This is a genomic window from Marivirga atlantica, assembly GCF_016734805.1.
Lineage (GTDB): Bacteria > Bacteroidota > Bacteroidia > Cytophagales > Cyclobacteriaceae > Marivirga > Marivirga atlantica.
On sequence record NZ_JAERQG010000003.1, the window covers coordinates 344,059 to 362,619 of the forward strand.

Here is an 18,561-nt window from a genome sequence, read left to right on the forward strand (position 1 = left end):
TAAATATATGACAAAACATCAATTGGCGTTAGAAGCATATAAAAATACACAAGAATTAATACGATTTATGGATCAAAAAGCAGGAGCCATTCTCGTAGTTTTGGGCTTGGTCTTTACTGGATTTATCCAAATAATTCAAAGACTAAGTTTTACTATTGAAGATTTGAACTTGTATAGCGTACTAGCTTTTTTATTAGGCCTTGTAACAATAGGCTCACTTTTGATGTCACTATTTATTGTAATATTGAATATTTTAAGACCTCGATTACCTAATACATCAGGAGCAGATAATCTTTCAATATTCTATTTCCAAAATGTCGCTAAACAGCATAAAGAAGAGCTATATAGTAACTATTTAGGTTTAGAAGAGAAAGATTTGCTTTCTGAAATTACAAATCAACTATCTGAAGTTTCATTAATACTCGTCAAAAAATCAAGATTTGTCAGCAGAGCACTCTATTATTTATTAATTTCAATCGTATCCCTAATGCTTCTTATTATTTGTGTTAATGTGTTATGATATTTTCCATAGCATAAATTTTATCTGAAAAAATTTAAGGAAAGAAAGTCGCAGGACAAAACCTAACAATCTCCCCTACTCGCTTGTCTATAATACATGGACGAAATTATTTCGATTGACATTTTAGGTGTAAGAATAGACGAACCAATTGTTTCACTAACAGATCTATTGGTGAGTTTTTTGTGTTTCCTATATTTCTATAAGATGCACAAGAACCCGGTAAAAACCCTCTCATTCACTTATTTCAAATATTACTTTCTCATTATGGGATTGGCTACTGTTTTTGGTGGTTTGGTAGGTCATGCCTTTTACTACGAATTCAGCAGAAGCTGGAAGTTGTTAGGCTGGGTCATCAGTATGTTTGCTATTATGCTGATTGAAAGAGCAGCCATTGAACATACTGATATAATCTTGAAGAAGAAATACTTAAAGATCTTGAGAGTGGTCAACATTATAGAGTTTTCCATCTTTCTGTTCCTTACCTTCTATACATTAGATTTCTTTTACGTACAGCTGCATTCTGGCTATGGACTTATGTTTGTGGTGCTAACTATTGAGTTTTTACTATTTATAAAAACTAAGAATGAAGCCAGTAAATACATTATGGCAGGAATTGGTTTTGCCGCTCTTTCAGCACTTACTTTCTCCACTGAATTCTCTTTACACCCATGGATGAACTATTTATCTATTAGCCATATCTGGATGGCAGTAGCAACAGTATTTATTTATCAGGGAGCCGTAAAAATCGGTATCAAAAAGCAAAAGCAAGAAGAAGTACCTGCTTAGTAGTAGCCACTTGTTGGTGGTGTTAGTACAACAAGAACTGTAAATCCCCCTATTGCTCTTCGTTTATGTCACCTCCATGGAGAAAGCCTGTCCCGCTTCTTATTAGGAGAGGTTGGGATTATTAATATCATAAGTAATACTATCCCATTGTTGGTGCTATCACCAACAAGCACTAAGATTGATTATAACAGATTCCTACGGAATGGCTACCAAAGCCAGCAGTAACAGTCATTTCGTAGAAATCTACTTTACCCACCTAATATATTTTACTATATTGTTTAGGTTATGAAACCAAAACCCAGCATTGACTTGATCTCCTTTTTATTATACCTTTTTTGCTCATTTTGATAATTAATTTAATATAAAAAATGATCTAAAATTATTCTAACTACGAAATTAGGAATAAACCAATTACATAGAAGAAATGAAGTTATTCAACTGGTTTACTAAAAAAACATCACAAAAAACAAAAGTTCATTCGAAGCCAGAACCTGAAAAGGATGATGGCTATGAAAAAGTGATTTTGACAAAAGGTGTTTTCAAAGCGTCCAGAAACAAGGTAGTTCCCGAAACTGACAAATTTCATATAAAGAACATTTATATTACCGATAGAACCTATTTTAAGAAAAACCAAGTAATTGCGGTGCTTGCTTCAGCAATTCATGGCTCTGGTTTGATATTCATTCAACTTCCGTTTAGTGGAAAAATGGAAAAAATTCTCATTAGGCCAAATCATAAAATTTCCTTTAATGATAAATTATTCTCAGTAACGAGAATTGCAAATGAGGCTACGGTAAACAAAAAAATAATCGAACAGAATAAGACAACTCTTGACCAAACAGAAGTTGGCTATCTAAAAGATGAATTTACTGATGACAAAACCATTAAAGTAATGAGAGTCGGAGCTGAAGAAACACCTTATTTTAAATTATATGAAGATCAGACAGAATCACTCTATAACTTCTTAGGAATAAGTTTAACTAACCATAATGGATATATATACATGTCCATTCATTCAAGAAATGAACATATAACTTTAGCAAAAGGCGATTCCATTATATTTCTTTTCCAAGATAAATCAAGAGTTAGCTTAACGTTTAAGCACGCTGGAAACGGAACTAAGGGTTTACGTAATAATCACGCAGCAATTGGTTATGAAGAACTTGAAGCCTTTTTAAATAAACGTTTAGTAAAGGCTAAATTAATAAGTGCTAGAAAGAATTTATACTCCATCTACAGTTTGAATCACCGAATCTACGAGAATCCCTATTTATCAATTGAAGAAAAAGTTCAATATTCAATTGAAATTGAAGGACAGTATCTGTTGAAACTTTTAACGGCTCGTTTTATAGAAATGAATCAGAAATATAAAATCCGGTGAATCAAACACAGTTTTACTTTAAATATGTAATTGGGCAACCTTACACTCTATCCTGTTGTTGGTGTTATCACCAACAAACACCATGAATTATTAAAAACAGATTCCTACGGAATGACCGTAACGACTAATAAATATCAATAAATTCACTTAGTATAATTCAATCCTCCCAACCTCCTTCTCCAAGGAGGAGTAAATGTACCTGCTAATATTTTTTAGGAACTCCTTATCAAAGAGCCTGTCCCGAATTTATATCGAGAGGGTAAAAGGAGGATTTAAGAAGTTCTATTAATTAGATTCCTACGGAATGACCTCAAAAGCTAGCAACTACGGTCATTTTGTAACACAGAGGAGAAATCTAATTCCCCACTTCACATTAAAGTATTTTCAACAATCACTTCTCCCCTTCCACAAAAAACAAATCAATGGTACGCTTATCAATGTCGGTCGCTTTAACGGCTACGGTAACCTTATCGCCTAGGGTGTACATCTTCTTATTGTTCTGACCAATTACACGCAAGTTCTTTTCATCAAACTCGTAGTAATCATCATTCATATCAACCAGGCGCACCATACCTTCACATTTGGTTTCAATGATTTCTACAAAGATTCCCCACTCGGTTACACCGGTAATCAAACCTTCAAAGTCTTTGTCTTCCACGGAAGCCATAAACTCAACCTGTTTGTATTTAATAGAAGCACGTTCCGCATCTGAAGCCCGTTTCTCTCGCTCAGAAGAGTGTAAGCATTTTGCTTCAAATTCGTCCTGCTTGGCAGACTTACCTTCATCTAGGTAATGCTGTAACAGTCTGTGCACCATCATATCAGGGTAACGCCTGATAGGCGAAGTAAAATGGGTATAATATTGAAAAGCCAGTCCGAAGTGAAAAGAGCTCTTAGTGGTATATTTAGCTTTGGCCATGGAACGTATCGCCAGGCTTTCCAGTACATTCTGCTCTGGTTTGCCCTGTATGTCGTCCATCAGCCTGTTTAATGATTTCGAAACAGCTTTTTCGTCCATATTAAGCTCATGCCCAAAACGCTTGGCAAATATGGAGAAAGTATTGAGCTTTTCCGGATCAGGATAATCGTGCTGCCTGTAAACAAAAGTGAGTTTCTGATCGCCTTTCTTCTTGGTCGCTATAAATTCGGCAACCTTTCTATTGGCCAAAAGCATGAATTCCTCCACTAACTTGTGGGCATCTTTTCGCACCTTCGGAATAACACCCAAAGGTTTGCCATTTTCATCCAGCTTGAATTTTACTTCTACCGATTCAAATGCTATAGCACCATGTTGGAAACGTGCTGCCTTTAAGTTCTTCGCTATTTTATTAAGCGTTACCAGTTCTTCAGAATAATCTCCAATCTGGGCTTCAATAACTGCCTGAGCTTCCTCATAAGTAAACCTTCTATCCGAATGGATGATTGTTCGTCCAAACCACTCTTTCTTAATTTTACCTTGGTCGTCTAATTCGAAAATGGCCGAAAAAGTAAGTTTATCTTCATTAGGCCGTAAAGAACAGAGTCCGTTGGAAAGTCGCTCAGGGAGCATAGGCACTGTCCTATCCACCAAATAAACGGAAGTAGCTCTAAAGTAGCCTTCTTCTTCCAATAAGGTTTTTGGCTTTACGTAATGTGTTACATCCGCAATATGTACACCTATTTCATAGTTGCCATTATCTAGCTTCTTAAAAGAGATGGCATCATCAAAATCTTTTGCATCTGCAGGGTCAATGGTGAAGGTGGTGACATCACGCATATCCTTCCGCTTGCTTATTTCTTCTTTTGAAATCTTGTCGCTAATGGTATCGGCCTCTTTGATAACTGCCTCAGGAAATTCCATCGGTAAATCAAATTCAGCCATAATGGAATGTATCTCCGCTTCGTTTTCACCAGCCTTACCCAAAACGCGAACTACTTTGGCCTCGGGTTTCATATCCACATCATTGGGCCATCGGGTAATTTCTACTATGGCTTTATCTTGATGTTCTGCTCCGCCTAACTTATCATTGTAGATGTAGAAATCTGTATGAATATTTTTACTATCAGGAATAAGGAAAGCATAACGCACCGACTTATCGATGCGGCCTACAAACTGCGTTTTGTTTCGCGTTACAATCTCAACTACTTTGCCTTCTTCCTTGCCATCTCTGTTACGCTTAGTGACTACTACTTTTACCGTATCACCATGAAAAGCACCTCTAAGATTATCAGTTTTCACCATGATATCCTTTTCCTTATCTGGCGAGATAATGAAGGCAATTCTTGGATTGACATGATCCACTGTGCCAATGATGGCATCAGGTTGCATTAATGAACGGTAGCTACTGCGCGAGGCTTTTTCAATTTTGCCATCTTGCACTAATTCGTTCAATACTCTATCTAAAATCTTTTTGGTTTGTGCGGTATTACTTTGCAATGCTCTGGCGAGATTGCGTACCGTGTATGACTTATCTAAATTAAAATCTAAGACTTGAAGCACTTCATTTTTTAAATCCGGTAGTGCCGCGGGATTTCTTTTAGGCTGCTTTTTGCCGCCTTTCTTTTTTCCTTTACTCATATTGTATCTTAAAAAATTTCATCAGATGTAATTAAAAGTCTTCAGTGTATTCATTGTGCTGCATCAACTCTCACTATTTGTTCATCGCTCAAGAGGGGCTTTACATTTAAGCGCAAATACAACTGACAGGTGAGAATTACATCTTTCTCGCAATAAATTGCTATTCTATTTAAATCGTTTTCTTCGTAATATGTTTTATAAACTTCACTGCCGTCTATATCATCTTTACTGCTTGGTATTTCAAAAACGTGTGCCAGCAGATCAAGTTTAGTATAATGTTTTCTATCTCCAAATTTCCATAGCTCCAGTGTATCCAGATAAGGCGTTTGCCAGGGTTTCTTGGAAGACACATCCAATAAATCAGGGAGTTTCAATTGGTTGATCAAAATTCTTCTGCAGAGAAACGGCACATCAAATTCTTTGATATTATGCCCACAAAGCAGCGTATTAGTGTTATCTATTTTTACCAGAATATTGATGAGCTCACTTAGAAGTTCCTTTTCATCATCATTGGCTAAAGTCTTCACTCTCAGTTCAGCCTCCTCTCCTTCTCCACTCAACCAACCTAATGAGATGACAATCACTTTACCAAATTCGGCATAAATACCAGCCCTTTGATAAATTTCTTCTGGAGTAGATTCATCCCTTATTAAGAAACCTGCTTTATAATCCCAAAGTGATTTTTCTTTGTCGGAGAGTTCCTGATATGACGCGTGAAGTGGAACCGTTTCTATATCAATAAAAAGTATGGCCATAAGTATTATTTAAACCTACATTGATAGCGCAACTCCCTCAATTGACTCTAAGGTATTAAAAAGAATTCGCTTCTACTATTTTACCACTTCTTTTGATAAAAGTTTAACATTTTCGACTTATTCATTTAACCTGAGCAACTGACAACCTCAAAATGTTGAAATTTTCATTATTATGAGATTCCCACTTCCGTGGGAATGACCCAGAGTGCATTTGTCAACCGTCATTCCCTTGAACCTGCCATTTAACAAACAGGAAAGAAAATCCTAATATTAAGATTTAATTCTATCGCTGGATATTCAAATAAATAATTATCATTTTTCTTTTGGACTGCTAACTTTACGCCTTCAAAACTGAAACTAATTATGAATTATATAAACCCTACCAAAACATCTAGCTGGGAACTTCTTAAAACGCACTACAACACAATTAAGACAAAACACATTAAGTCTTATTTCGAGGAAGACAAAAGTAGATTCGAAACCTTCAGCCTTAAATTTGAAGATATCTTTGTAGATTTCTCAAAAAATAAGCTGGATACAACGACCATCAAGCTATTGATCGATTTGGCAAAAGAAACCAAGCTAAAGGAGCAAATTGCTGCATTTTTTGGCGGGATGCCTATCAACTTCACAGAAAACAGAGCGGTAATGCATACTGCCCTTCGCTACTTTGGTAATCAGGAAATCATTATTGACGGTGAAGATGTAATGCCAAAGGTGAATGCTGTAAAAGCACACATGAAAGAGTTCAGTGACAAAATACATTCAGGCGAATGGAAAGGCTATTCAGGTAAGAAAATCACTGATGTGGTGAACATAGGCATTGGCGGTTCGGACTTAGGCCCTGTAATGGTTACTGAAGCGCTTAAGCCTTATAAAGTAGAAGGGATTGAAACGCATTTTGTAAGTAATGTTGATGCTTCCCACATTGCCGAAGTATTCAAAAAGATAGATCCTGAAACTACGCTTTTCCTAATTGCATCGAAAACATTCACTACCCAGGAAACCATGACTAATGCTTTCACAGCAAGAAAATGGTTCCTCGAGAATGGAGGTAATGAAGATGCTATTGCCAAGCATTTTGCTGCATTAAGTACTAATCAAAAAGCAGTAGAAGAATTTGGGATTGATTCAGCCAATATGTTCGAATTCTGGGATTGGGTTGGTGGCCGTTATTCGTTATGGTCGGCTATTGGCTTATCTATTTCTCTTACCATAGGTTACGATAACTTTGAGCAACTGTTGAAAGGTGCTTATGCCATGGATGAGCATTTTAAGAAGGCTGACTTTTCTGAGAATCTTCCAGTTATATTGGCACTTATCGGCATTTGGTATAACAATTTCTTCGGTGCTGAAACTGAAGCCATTTTACCATATGACCAATACATGCATCGTTTTGCTGCATACTTCCAGCAAGGTAACATGGAAAGCAATGGTAAATCAGTTGACCGCAATGGTGAACCTATTGATTACCAGACTGGGCCTATCGTTTGGGGTGAACCTGGAACTAACGGGCAACATGCCTTCTATCAGTTGATTCATCAGGGCACCAAGCTAATTCCGTGTGACTTTATTGCTCCTGCACAATCGCATAATCCTATTGGCGATCATCATCCGAAGTTGTTAGCAAACTTCTTTGCACAAACTGAGGCTTTGATGATGGGTAAAACAGCTGAAGAGGCAAGAGAAGAATTGCTGAAGAGCGGAACGGCTCAAGAGTTGGTTGAAAAACTAGTGCCTTACAAGGTATTTGAAGGAGATAAACCGACCAATTCAATATTGGTGAAGAAAATTACACCTTATACTCTAGGAAGCATGATTGCGATGTATGAGCATAAAATCTTTGTTCAAGGCAGTATTTGGAACATCAATAGCTTTGACCAAATGGGGGTTGAGCTAGGCAAGCAATTGGCAAAATTGATCTTACCTGAATTAGATCATAACAATCCAGTTATTGGTCATGATGGTTCTACCAATGGCTTGATTAATGAGTATAAGAAAATGAGGTAGCTAGCTTATTTTATAATTCCTCCTACAGGTTTTTATTAGTAGGAGGAATTCTTTAATTACAAATAGCACTATTTCATTAAAACCTTTTATCCCTCCCTAACTTTGCAAGCATCAGCTGGCTTAGCTACTTTCGCATCTTATTAAATACAAGTGTTTCATCAAATATGAAACACTTATCCGTTTAATGCATTTATATAAGCTAAAAATACTTTTATAAACCTTGGATATGGAAGACTCTAAAGTGCTCAATTATATTAAAGAAGTAGTTAAAAATACTCCAGCCGATTGGTTAAAGCTTACCACGCACAGGCTTGATATTTACCATGAAGAATTGGCTAAAACTGAATTTATTCAGGAGTTTGAAAAACTTTATGAAGCCAGCAATAACGATAAGTCTGCTCTTGAAGCCCTACCCACAGCTTACGATTACATCAGGTTAGGTCATCCATTATCTTCTGTATTAGAATGGGCTATTGCAAAGCTCAATAATATCAATTCTGAAAGTGTAATAAGTTTTTCTTCCAGAACTATCCCCATATTAGCCGTACTCCGAAAGAATCATTTCGATCATAAGCCTACACAAATTCTTTATACTGATAAACTGCCTACAGCTTTTGATGAAGTTGCAGTAAAGAAAGTATATGGCTATCAATTTGAATTGAAGCAATTAAAAGCTGGAGAAGAGATTTATGCTTTCGAAGGCAGTACCATCTTAATTTCTAATAATAAGGATATAGCTTCTTTCGAGCTTAACGCTAAAGTTGATTTCTCTATCAACCTGTATGATGAGTTAGGAAGTATTTTAGTGGTAAATGGCAAAGAGAACAAAAGTTACATTTCCGACATCCAACATGTGCGTAGAAGGGAAACCATTGCTATGACTCCAGCCGATTGTTATACAGCATTACAGCAATTGGTAGGGAAAGCAGCAACAGATGAAGGTCATAGTGACCGGGCTACCAATAAGGCAATTGTATTAGAAACTATAGAAAAAGTTACTGCAGCCAACACTGATGCCATTTTGGGTTCTTGTGGTTTATCAGTGCAGTATGCTATTATGATGGGACTGATTGATGCCGCATTGGAGCAACATCCTGATAAAGCCATTAAAATTATAGTACCTCCTAACTGTTATGGCGGCACAAACGACCAGGCACGAAGAGTAGCTGCTGCAGTCAAAAATGTGGAGATTCTTGATCTTCCTGTTGATGGCGACAATGATATGGTACAAAGCACAGATAAGGTACTTACACAGGTAGCCGAAATGGATGCCATCCCTTACATTATTGCTGAAATACCTACCAACCCAAGGGTGGAAGTCCCCAATTTGGAAGACTTAAGGGCTGTCTTAAGTAAGAAACGCCTCACTCCTACAGGCAATACAGCCATTGAGCCAGTATTTATTTTAGATCAGACCTTCTGCCCAAATGTACAATTCCTGGGCGAAAATGGAATTCTCTCCTCTATTAAAACCATCTCTTATGTAAGTGGCTCTAAATTCCCAAGTGGTGGAAAATGCACAGCAGGCTATTGTGTGGCCAATGATGAAGCTGCCTACTTAATGGAGAAAATAGATAAGCATATGAAATTGTGTGACAATGAAGCTACTGATCTTCAGGTAAGTATTTTAGCCGAGCAGTTGCCATCTATGAATCAGAGAATTGCAGATGCTTACAAAAATACCCGCGAATTTGTCACTTTCATTGAAGAGACTTTACCAACTGCCAAAATAAATTTCGTTTCAGAAGAGTTGGCTGCGCGTGATTTCACACCATCAGTTTTCTCGCTCGATTTACCAACCAAAGGTGGTACTGAGGAAGAAAGAGAAGCTTACAAGCGTGCGCTAAATCAAAAGCTGATTGACATGATGATCACGCAAATCCCTAATGAAAGTAAATATTGCGTAAGCTATGGCCAACTGAAAGGTTGTTATTGGACTATTCCTGCAACTTCAACACAGGGTACCACCAAGGAATCGGATAAGGATTATATCGCTCGTGTATCGGTTTCCCCTGATTTAAACCTTGATAAACACAAAGCTGTTTTCAAAGAGTTTGTGGAAAGCATCTGATTCTATTTCAATGCGCCTTCTTAATCTTTCTCATGAATATCTCGTTGGAAAGAGCTTAAGTATGTCATACAAATTAATTAAAAAAGCGAATACATTTTTATGGATAATCCATTACTTCAAGAATTTAATACGCCCTACCAAACTCCCCCATTCGACAAAATAAAATCTGAGCATTTTATGCCAGCCATTAAGGAGGCTATTAAAGAGGCTAATCATGAAATTGACGAGATTGCTAATCAAGAAGCCACTCCAACTTTTGAAAATACAATAGAAGCAATGGAGTTTGCAGGAAAAAAGTTAGGAGATGTATCTTCTATCCTGTTCAACTTAAATAGTGCTGAAACAAACGAAAAAATTCAGGCTGCAACTCGTGAGGCTTCACCAATATTATCAGAGTTTAGTAATGACATTTACCAAAATGAGAAACTCTTCGGACGCGTAAAAGAAGTTTTTGAACAAAAAGAGCAGCTTTCATTGAATAAAGAGCAAGAAATGCTGCTCAGTAAAACTTACAAATCGTTCATAAGAAATGGTGCCGATCTCAATCAAAAAGAAAAGGCAAGGTTTAAAGAAATCAGTAAGCGTTTGTCAGAGTTATCTCTTCAATTTGGTGAAAATGTATTGGCTGAAACTAATAATTACGAGCTAATCATTGATGATAAAAAAGACTTAAGTGGTCTTCCTGATTCAGCTATAAAACAGGCCGCTAACACAGCTAAAAGTAAGGGAAAGGACGGTAAATGGGTGTTTACATTACAAGCTCCAAGTTTTATTCCATTTATGGAGAATGCTGATAACCGTTCACTGCGGGAACAGCTTTACAGGGCTTATATGTCAAAGTCCAACAAAAATGATAAGCTGGATAACAAGGCTATCATTAAAGAAATAGTCACGCTAAAAAGTGAGCGAGCAGCGTTGCTAGGTTATGCTACTTATGCGGATTATGTGTTGGAAGAAAGAATGGCCGAAGGAATTGATAAGGTGCAAGATTTTCTGGATGACTTGCTGAAAAAGTCTTTACCAAAAGCACAGGAAGAAGTAACGGAAATAAAAGCTTTTGCAAAAGAATTAGGAGATGATATTGACCTTCAGCGTTGGGACTGGGCCTATTATTCTGAAAAGCTCAAGAAGAAAAAGTATGCAATTGATGATGAATTGCTCAGACCCTATTTCAAACTTGAGAATGTGCTAGATGGTGTATTCCAAACGGCTGAGAAATTGTATGATATTCGTTTTAAGCAAGTTGATAATATACCCGTGTATCATGAAGAGGTTACAACTTATGAAGTGAAAGATGCTAATGATGAGTTAGTAGCCGTTTTCTATGCTGATTTTCATCCAAGAGAAGGCAAAAGAGGCGGTGCCTGGATGACGACCTACCGAGATCAATATAAAGTTGGTGGTAGAACCATAAGACCATTGGTGTCTAATGTTTGTAATTTCACTCCTTCCTCTCCTGATAACCCAAGCTTGCTCACTTTCAATGAAGTAACAACATTGTTTCATGAGTTTGGGCATGCCTTGCATGCCATGTTAGGGAATGGCCAGTATGGAAGCCTTACGGGAGCACACGTTTACTGGGACTTCGTAGAACTACCATCCCAGATATTTGAAAACTGGTGTTATGAGAAAGAATGTCTCGACTTGTTTGCCAGACACTACGAGACTGGTGACAAAATCCCTCAAGAATATATTGATAAAATAAAGGCGAGCAGTACTTACCATGAGGCTTATGCTACAGTTCGTCAGACAAGCTTTGCCATGCTCGATATGGCCTATTACAGCATGACTACAGAAGAAGTAAAAAACATTGAAGATGTAGCTGCATTTGAAGCCAAAGCCATGGCACAAACAGAACTATTCCCAAAAGTAGATGGAGCATTAATGAGCACTCAATTTGGGCATATATTCGCTGGTGGTTATGCCTCGGGCTACTACAGTTACAAATGGGCTGAAGTGCTCGATGCAGATGCCTTCGCACTTTTTAAGGAAAAAGGTATTTTTAATAAAGAGGTGGCGCAGTCTTTTAAAGACAACATTTTGTCTAAAGGTGGAAGCGAACACCCTATGGAATTGTATAAAAGGTTCAGAGGACGTGAACCTAAAATTGATGCGCTGCTTGAAAGAGCCGGGTTAAAGTAAAGAAATAACTCACAGATTTAAATATAAAAAAGGCCTCGTTTGAGGCCTTTAATTTTACACTATGATATACAAGGGTATTATCCTACTACTGTCACTTTCAGCATATTGGTTCTGTTCTTTTCCTTAATTGGCATACTTGCCATGAGAATAATGGTATCACCTTTCTGAACATGCTTATCCTTTTTCAAGGTATTTTCTATATCAGCAAAGGTTTTATCAGTACTTTCATATTTATCATAGAAATAACCCCTTACACCCCAAACTAAATTAAGCTTCTCCAATAAAGGCTTCTCTCCTGTAAAGACAAAAATACCAGCTTTAGGCCTATGACTTGCAGCACGGAAAGCAGTATAACCTGACTTTGTCATCCCCACGATAGCTTTAGCACCAGTTTCTTCTGCCAATTTACAAGCGGTTTGCACCAGGTTATCACTCATAAAGGTATCTGAATCTTTAGATACACTCTCATATTTATAATAAATGCTGTCGTGCTTTTCTATGCTCGATATTACCTTCGACATGCTCTCAACAGATTCAACAGGATATTTACCTGCTGCAGACTCAGCAGAAAGCATCACTGCATCAGCTCCATCTAAAATACCGTTGGCCACATCATTAGTTTCTGCACGAGTTGGACGCGGATTCTCTATCATGCTTTCCATCATCTGAGTAGCGATAATAACCGGCTTGCAGGCTCTATTACACTTCTCAACAATTGACTTCTGTGCCAGTGGCACATCTTCCATTGGGATTTCAACCCCTAAATCACCACGAGCCACCATTACAGCATCTGTCGCCTCTACAATAGCATCAATATCTTTTAAGGCTTCTGGCTTTTCAATTTTTGCAACCACCTTGCACGCTTTACCAGCATATTTGATTCTATTCTTAAGATCAAGAATATCAGCTCCGGTTCTTACAAATGAAAGTGCAATCCAATCTACCTCATGCTTTAATCCGAATTTAAGATCTTCCAAATCCTTATCTGTAAGGCTCGGTGCAGAAACGTTTGAGAAAGGCAGGTTAATGCCTTTTTTTGATTTCACAGGCCCTCCATATATAACTTTAGTAGTTACTTCATTCTTGTCAATACCTGTAACCTCCAACTGAATGTTTCCATCATCAATGAGTACCATATCACCCTTCTTTACATCAGTAGGAAGCCCCATATAGGTTGTGCTGGCTTTTTTACTATCGCCAACCATTTCCTGAGTAGTTATAATAAACTTATCTCCTTCTTTTATTTCAGTACCATCCTTCATTTCACCCAATCTTATTTTTGGACCTTGAAGATCTTGCAAAATACTAACATGAGTTCCCCACTCATCATTTATTTTCCTGATCTTTTGAATGGTTGCCTCATGTAGTTTGTGGTCTCCATGAGAGAAATTTAAACGAAACACATCTGCACCAGCTTTCACTAGCTTTTTCAACATTTCTTCTGAATTAGATGCAGGACCAACTGTAGCAACTATTTTAGATTTGTTAAATGTAATTAAATCAGATCCCATAGGATTACTTATTTAGTTTTATGTTGTAGTCTTTATACTTAAGAGCGACTGATTTACAATTGTTTAACAAAATTTAATCAGTCAATCCTCTATAAGATTCTCAACTGATTTCAATTGACTTACATCAATCACCTGGGTCAAAATTACATTATTTATTTTACTTAGTGTACTTTTTACATTAAGTATTTCAAGATTCTCTGTCTCATCATCAATCATGAGCAAATAGTCTATATTTTTTACTTCAGGAAGTAAAAAGTTCTGTCCTTCACCTTCCTCTGCTCTATTTTTTAAAAGTGTGTAAATAACATTTTCGGTACGATAAATAAACTTTGCAGTATGTATAAACCTATCTTGCCTGAAACTTACATTGTGGTCTGCAGTTCTGACTAAACTAATACCTAATGATTGATTGATTTGCCAAGCAAGCTGATAGTCAGGCAGGTTACAGGCTATACCTAAAAGGTGAAAGTTTGCTTCAAAAGTTGTTTTAAGTACATTTCTTGGCATAGGGCCATTTTTTTACATTATCTAAAGTTAGATATTTCAGCTTTGTTAAGCCATTTCTATTAATTTAAAATCAAGATAAGATTGAAAAAATTGTTTGACATTAATGAGGGAAATACATTTCTTTGCGGAGTATTTAAACTAAAATTCTAAAATAATGTCTGAAATAGCACAGAAAGTAAAGGCAATTATCATTGATAAGTTAGGAGTTGAAGAGTCAGAAGTAACAGCTGAAGCAAGCTTCACAAACGATTTAGGAGCTGATTCACTTGATACAGTTGAGTTAATCATGGAATTTGAAAAAGAGTTTAATATCTCTATTCCTGACGATCAAGCTGAAAACATTGGTACTGTAGGTCAGGCCATCTCTTATCTAGAAGAAAACGTAAAATAATTTTATACCTCTCATAATTCATTTATGAATTTAAAAAGAGTAGTTGTAACGGGACTAGGAGCTTTAACACCAATTGGTAATACAGTTGATGATTACTGGGCTAACCTTGAAAAGGGTGTTTCAGGTGCTGGTCCCATTACTAAATTTGATGCCTCCAAATTCAAAACACAGTTTGCCTGTGAAGTGAAAAACTTCAATGCGGAAGATTACCTTGATAGAAAGGAAGCCCGAAAAATGGATCCTTTTACTCAATATGGTATGATCACTGCAGAGCAAGCCATTAATGACTCAAAGCTAGATCTTGAAAAGATTAATCTGGATAGAGCAGGAGTTATTTGGGGTTCTGGTATTGGTGGTATTAAAACTTTCCAGGAGGAAGTTGACAACTTTGTTTCTAATGATAGAAACCCACGTTTCAATCCTTTCTTCATTCCAAAAATGATTTCTGATATTTGTGCAGGTCTTATTTCTATTAAATATGGATTTAGAGGACCTAATTTTGTCACAGTATCAGCCTGCGCATCGGCAACCAACGCACTTATTGATGCTTTCAACTACATCCGCTTAGGAAAAGCAGATATATTTATATCTGGCGGTTCAGAAGCTTCAGTTACTGAATCTGGCATTGGAGGATTCAATGCAATGAAGGCATTGTCTGAAAGAAATGACAGCCCTGAAACAGCCTCTCGACCTTTCGATAAAGACAGAGACGGTTTTGTATTAGGTGAAGGTGGTGCAGCTCTTATTCTTGAAGAATATGAGCACGCGAAAGCGAGAGGCGCAAAAATTTATGCTGAAATTATTGGTGGCGGCATGTCAGCTGATGCACATCACATGACTGCTCCACATCCGGAAGGATTAGGTGCAACCAATGTAATGAAGAACGCTATAGAAGATGCCGGAATAGACCCATCGGAAGTTGATTACATCAACGTACACGGTACCTCTACTCCTTTAGGTGACCTAAGCGAATCTTCAGCTATTAAAAAGGTCTTTGGAGATCATGCCTATAATCTTAATATTAGCTCTACCAAGTCAATGACTGGTCACCTTTTAGGTGCCGCTGGAGCTATTGAGGCTGTAGCATGTATCATGGCACTTGAAAAACAAGTAGTTCCTCCTACTATTAATCACTTCACTGATGATGAGGATTTTGATAGTAAATTGAATTTCACATTCAATAAGGCGCAAGCACGTAAAGTAAATACTGTTTTAAGTAACACTTTCGGTTTTGGTGGACACAATACTTCTATCATCATGAAAAAGTTAGTTGATTAATCAAATACCTTGATTAGGAATTACTTCTTTTCATTTTTAAGAAATACAAAACAAAACAAAGGGCTTATAACCTCAGTGAAACAAATTGCTGGTTATAAGCCTTTTCGCTTAGAGCTGTTCCAGCTCGTTACACAACATTCAAGCATAGCCAAAACATTACCCAATGGCTTTAAAGCTTCTAATGAAAGATTAGAATACCTTGGCGATGCTATTTTAGGAGCGGTAGTAGCTGATTATCTTTTTAAAAAATATCCATTTAAGGACGAAGGTTTTTTAACTGAAATAAGATCGAGAATTGTAAATCGAGAATCTTTAGGGCAGTTAGCTAGAAAAATAGGCATCACTCAGTTGGTTCAGGAAGACCTGAGGGCAAGTAAAGTCAACTATAAGTTTATTTATGGTGATATGATTGAAGCCTTTATTGGAGCTGTTTATTTAGATAGAGGCTATAAATTTTGCAGGAAATTTATAATCAAAAAATTACTGATACCTCATTTTGATTTAGATCAAATCATTGAAAACAACACGAATTATAAAAGCATTCTTATTGAATGGGCACAAAAGGAAAATAAAGAGGTAGCTTTTGAAATTGTAAAAATTGATGAGGAAAAACGAAAAAAAGAATTTCATGCTGAAGTAATCCTCAATGAAGAAAGCTTTACCAAAGGTATTGGACTAAACAAAAAGAAAGCTGAACAAATGGCTGCTTTTAAAGCTTGTAAGGCTTTGGATATTCTTTAAGTTAAAACACTTTTTATTTGCCCATCTGTTAAACTTAACTATTTAGTTTCAATATGATATTAGCCGGAGCAACAGTAAATCAAACTCCATTAGACTGGAAAGAAAACATAAAAAATCTTTTAGAGGCTATTGAAGAAGCTAAATCTAAAAAAGTTGATATTTTGTGTCTTCCTGAATTATCAATATGCGGTTACGGTTGTCAGGATTTGTTCCTTAGTGAATGGCTATGGAAATATTGCGTTGAGTTGCTATTTAATGAAGTCATTCCAAATACTGAAAATATATTGGTAAGTGTTGGCTTACCTATAAAATTTGAAGGAGAACTTTATAATTGCACAGCGCTTATCCACAATAAAGAGTTGATTTGCTTTATCCCTAAGCAAAATTTAGCAAATGATGGCGTACATTATGAACCTAGATGGTTCAAAGCCTGGCCGGTAAACAAAACAGCTACTCTACAGCTGAATCAAGGTAACTTCCCTATCGGAGACCATACCTATGAGATGGGTGCCTACAAAATAGGTTTCGAAATCTGTGAAGATGCCTGGAAAGAAGATCGCCCGGCATGTCGACTAATGGAAAGAGGAGTCAACCTTATATTGAATCCTAGTGCAAGTCATTTTGCCTTGGCCAAAAGTATGAGCAGACAGCACTTGGTTGTAGATTCCTCTAAAAACTTTAACTGCACATACATTTACGCCAACCTTCTAGGTAACGAAACAGGAAGGATGATATACGATGGCGAAATCATGATAGCCAAGGAAGGTGAATTACTGAAGTATAACGAATTACTCTCTTTCAAGAACTTTAATCTAGTTACCTGGAATGATGAAGATGATAAAACTTTTCTGACGAAACGCCCTACAGACAAAAATATAGAATTTCATAAAGCTGCAAGCCTTGCACTTTTCGATTACTTAAGGAAAGCTAAAAGCAATGGTTATGTACTTTCGCTTAGTGGCGGTGCCGACTCATCAACCTGTGCTATTTTAGTATCAGAAATGATAAGTAGAGGAATTGATGAATTAGGTCTTAAATTATTTCTTCAGAAAATACATAAGGCTGATTGGTTTGACCAAATCAATCGAGCTGATAAACCTAAAAAGGCAATTGCCAATAGAATTTTTACTACTGCCTACCAAGGAACCATAAACTCGGGGGAGGCTACTTTGAATTCCGCCAGAGAACTGGCTGCCGAGACTGGTGCTATATTCCATCACTGGATGATAGATGAAGAAGTAAAGTCCTACACTCAAACAATAGAAAATTGTCTTGGAAGAAAATTAAGCTGGGAAAAAGACGACATAGCTTTACAAAATATTCAAGCCAGGGCTCGTTCACCCATTATTTGGATGCTCGCCAACATTAAAAATGCTTTGCTCATCACAACTTCCAACAGAAGCGAGGGTAGTGTAGGTTACACTACTATGGATGGTGATACCAGTGGAAGCATTGCTCCTATTGCGGCAATTGATAAACCTTTCATTATTAACTGGTTAAAATGGGCAGAAAAAAACCTGGGCTATAAAAGCCTAAAATACGTAAATAGTCTTCAGCCGACAGCAGAATTAAGACCTTCGTCTAACAAACAAACGGATGAAACTGATTTAATGCCCTATCCTATTCTTCAGGCAATCGAAAATTTGGCTATTAACCATAAAAAATCTCCCGTTGAGGTTTATTTATCCCTGAAGCAAGAACTTCAATTAGAGAAAGAAAATCTAAAAAAGCACATCCTTAAATTTTACAGATTGTGGTCCAGAAATCAGTGGAAGCGTGAAAGAATAGCTCCTTCATTCCACTTAGATGATTACAATGTTGATCCAAAAACATGGTATCGCTTCCCTATTTTGTCAGGAGCATTTACAGAAGAATTGAAAGCGCTTGAAAATATTGATTGAGGCATTGATT

Annotated in this window: 14 protein-coding genes; 10 read left to right on the plus strand and 4 right to left on the minus strand. The window is 36.9% G+C overall.

Features of this window, described 5'->3' with window-relative positions:
- The first annotated feature begins 7 nt into the window (after positions 1-7).
- The 3 genes from JKP34_RS13255 to JKP34_RS13265 all read left to right on the plus strand — a co-directional run bounded on the left by JKP34_RS13255 (position 8) and on the right by JKP34_RS13265 (position 2,687).
- Positions 8-520: a Pycsar system effector family protein gene (locus tag JKP34_RS13255; RefSeq protein ID WP_201922324.1), complete on the plus strand. Its 513-nt coding sequence runs from the start codon at positions 8-10 to the stop codon at positions 518-520.
- 96 nt (positions 521-616) lie between these two features.
- Positions 617-1,306, plus strand: coding sequence for a DUF6962 family protein (locus tag JKP34_RS13260; RefSeq protein WP_201922326.1), 690 nt, complete (start codon positions 617-619; stop codon positions 1,304-1,306).
- A gap of 424 nt (positions 1,307-1,730) precedes the next feature.
- The gene (locus tag JKP34_RS13265) at positions 1,731-2,687 is read left to right on the plus strand and encodes a hypothetical protein (RefSeq protein WP_201922329.1); all 957 of its coding nucleotides are present in this window, start codon (positions 1,731-1,733) and stop codon (positions 2,685-2,687) included.
- 391 nt (positions 2,688-3,078) lie between these two features.
- Here JKP34_RS13265 and rnr read toward each other — a convergent pair whose 3' ends face one another.
- Both rnr and JKP34_RS13275 read right to left on the minus strand, forming a co-directional pair.
- Positions 3,079-5,244: a ribonuclease R gene (gene rnr, locus JKP34_RS13270; RefSeq protein ID WP_201922332.1), complete on the minus strand. Its 2,166-nt coding sequence runs from the start codon at positions 5,242-5,244 to the stop codon at positions 3,079-3,081.
- Positions 5,245-5,294: 50 nt separating this feature from the next.
- Positions 5,295-5,999, minus strand: coding sequence for a 3'-5' exonuclease (locus JKP34_RS13275; RefSeq protein WP_201922336.1), 705 nt, complete (start codon positions 5,997-5,999; stop codon positions 5,295-5,297).
- 363 nt (positions 6,000-6,362) lie between these two features.
- Here JKP34_RS13275 and pgi point away from each other — a divergent pair, with 363 nt between their 5' ends.
- The 3 genes from pgi (at position 6,363) to JKP34_RS13290 (ending at position 12,222) form a co-directional block, all read left to right on the plus strand.
- A complete protein-coding gene (pgi, locus tag JKP34_RS13280) occupies positions 6,363-8,009 on the plus strand; it encodes a glucose-6-phosphate isomerase (protein ID WP_201922339.1) in 1,647 nt (548 codons plus the stop codon).
- 226 nt (positions 8,010-8,235) lie between these two features.
- The gene (locus JKP34_RS13285; protein ID WP_201922342.1) at positions 8,236-10,080 is read left to right on the plus strand and encodes a PLP-dependent aminotransferase family protein; all 1,845 of its coding nucleotides are present in this window, start codon (positions 8,236-8,238) and stop codon (positions 10,078-10,080) included.
- A 99-nt stretch (positions 10,081-10,179) separates the two neighbouring features.
- The gene (locus tag JKP34_RS13290) at positions 10,180-12,222 is read left to right on the plus strand and encodes a M3 family metallopeptidase (RefSeq protein ID WP_201922345.1); all 2,043 of its coding nucleotides are present in this window, start codon (positions 10,180-10,182) and stop codon (positions 12,220-12,222) included.
- A gap of 77 nt (positions 12,223-12,299) precedes the next feature.
- On the opposite strand, the gene pyk is transcribed toward JKP34_RS13290, so the two are convergent.
- Together pyk and JKP34_RS13300 are read right to left on the minus strand one after the other, a co-directional pair.
- On the minus strand, positions 12,300-13,733 hold the full coding sequence (gene pyk, locus JKP34_RS13295) for a pyruvate kinase (RefSeq protein WP_201922347.1): 1,434 nt from the start codon (positions 13,731-13,733) through the stop codon (positions 12,300-12,302).
- Between the two features lie 81 nt (positions 13,734-13,814).
- A complete protein-coding gene (locus JKP34_RS13300; protein WP_201922350.1) occupies positions 13,815-14,240 on the minus strand; it encodes an IPExxxVDY family protein in 426 nt (141 codons plus the stop codon).
- 154 nt (positions 14,241-14,394) lie between these two features.
- Between JKP34_RS13300 and JKP34_RS13305 the strand changes: the two genes are divergently transcribed.
- The 4 genes from JKP34_RS13305 to nadE all read left to right on the plus strand — a co-directional run bounded on the left by JKP34_RS13305 (position 14,395) and on the right by nadE (position 18,551).
- Positions 14,395-14,631 carry an acyl carrier protein gene (locus JKP34_RS13305; RefSeq protein ID WP_013453317.1) on the plus strand — a complete coding sequence of 79 codons (237 nt, stop codon included), beginning with the start codon at positions 14,395-14,397 and terminating at the stop codon, positions 14,629-14,631.
- Positions 14,632-14,655: 24 nt separating this feature from the next.
- Complete coding sequence (gene fabF, locus JKP34_RS13310) at positions 14,656-15,909, plus strand: beta-ketoacyl-ACP synthase II (RefSeq protein WP_201922353.1); 1,254 nt, start codon at positions 14,656-14,658, stop codon at positions 15,907-15,909.
- Between the two features lie 75 nt (positions 15,910-15,984).
- A complete protein-coding gene (rnc, locus tag JKP34_RS13315; RefSeq protein ID WP_317193712.1) occupies positions 15,985-16,650 on the plus strand; it encodes a ribonuclease III in 666 nt (221 codons plus the stop codon).
- 53 nt (positions 16,651-16,703) lie between these two features.
- The gene (gene nadE, locus JKP34_RS13320) at positions 16,704-18,551 is read left to right on the plus strand and encodes an NAD(+) synthase (protein ID WP_201922360.1); all 1,848 of its coding nucleotides are present in this window, start codon (positions 16,704-16,706) and stop codon (positions 18,549-18,551) included.
- The last annotated feature ends 10 nt before the right edge of the window (positions 18,552-18,561 follow it).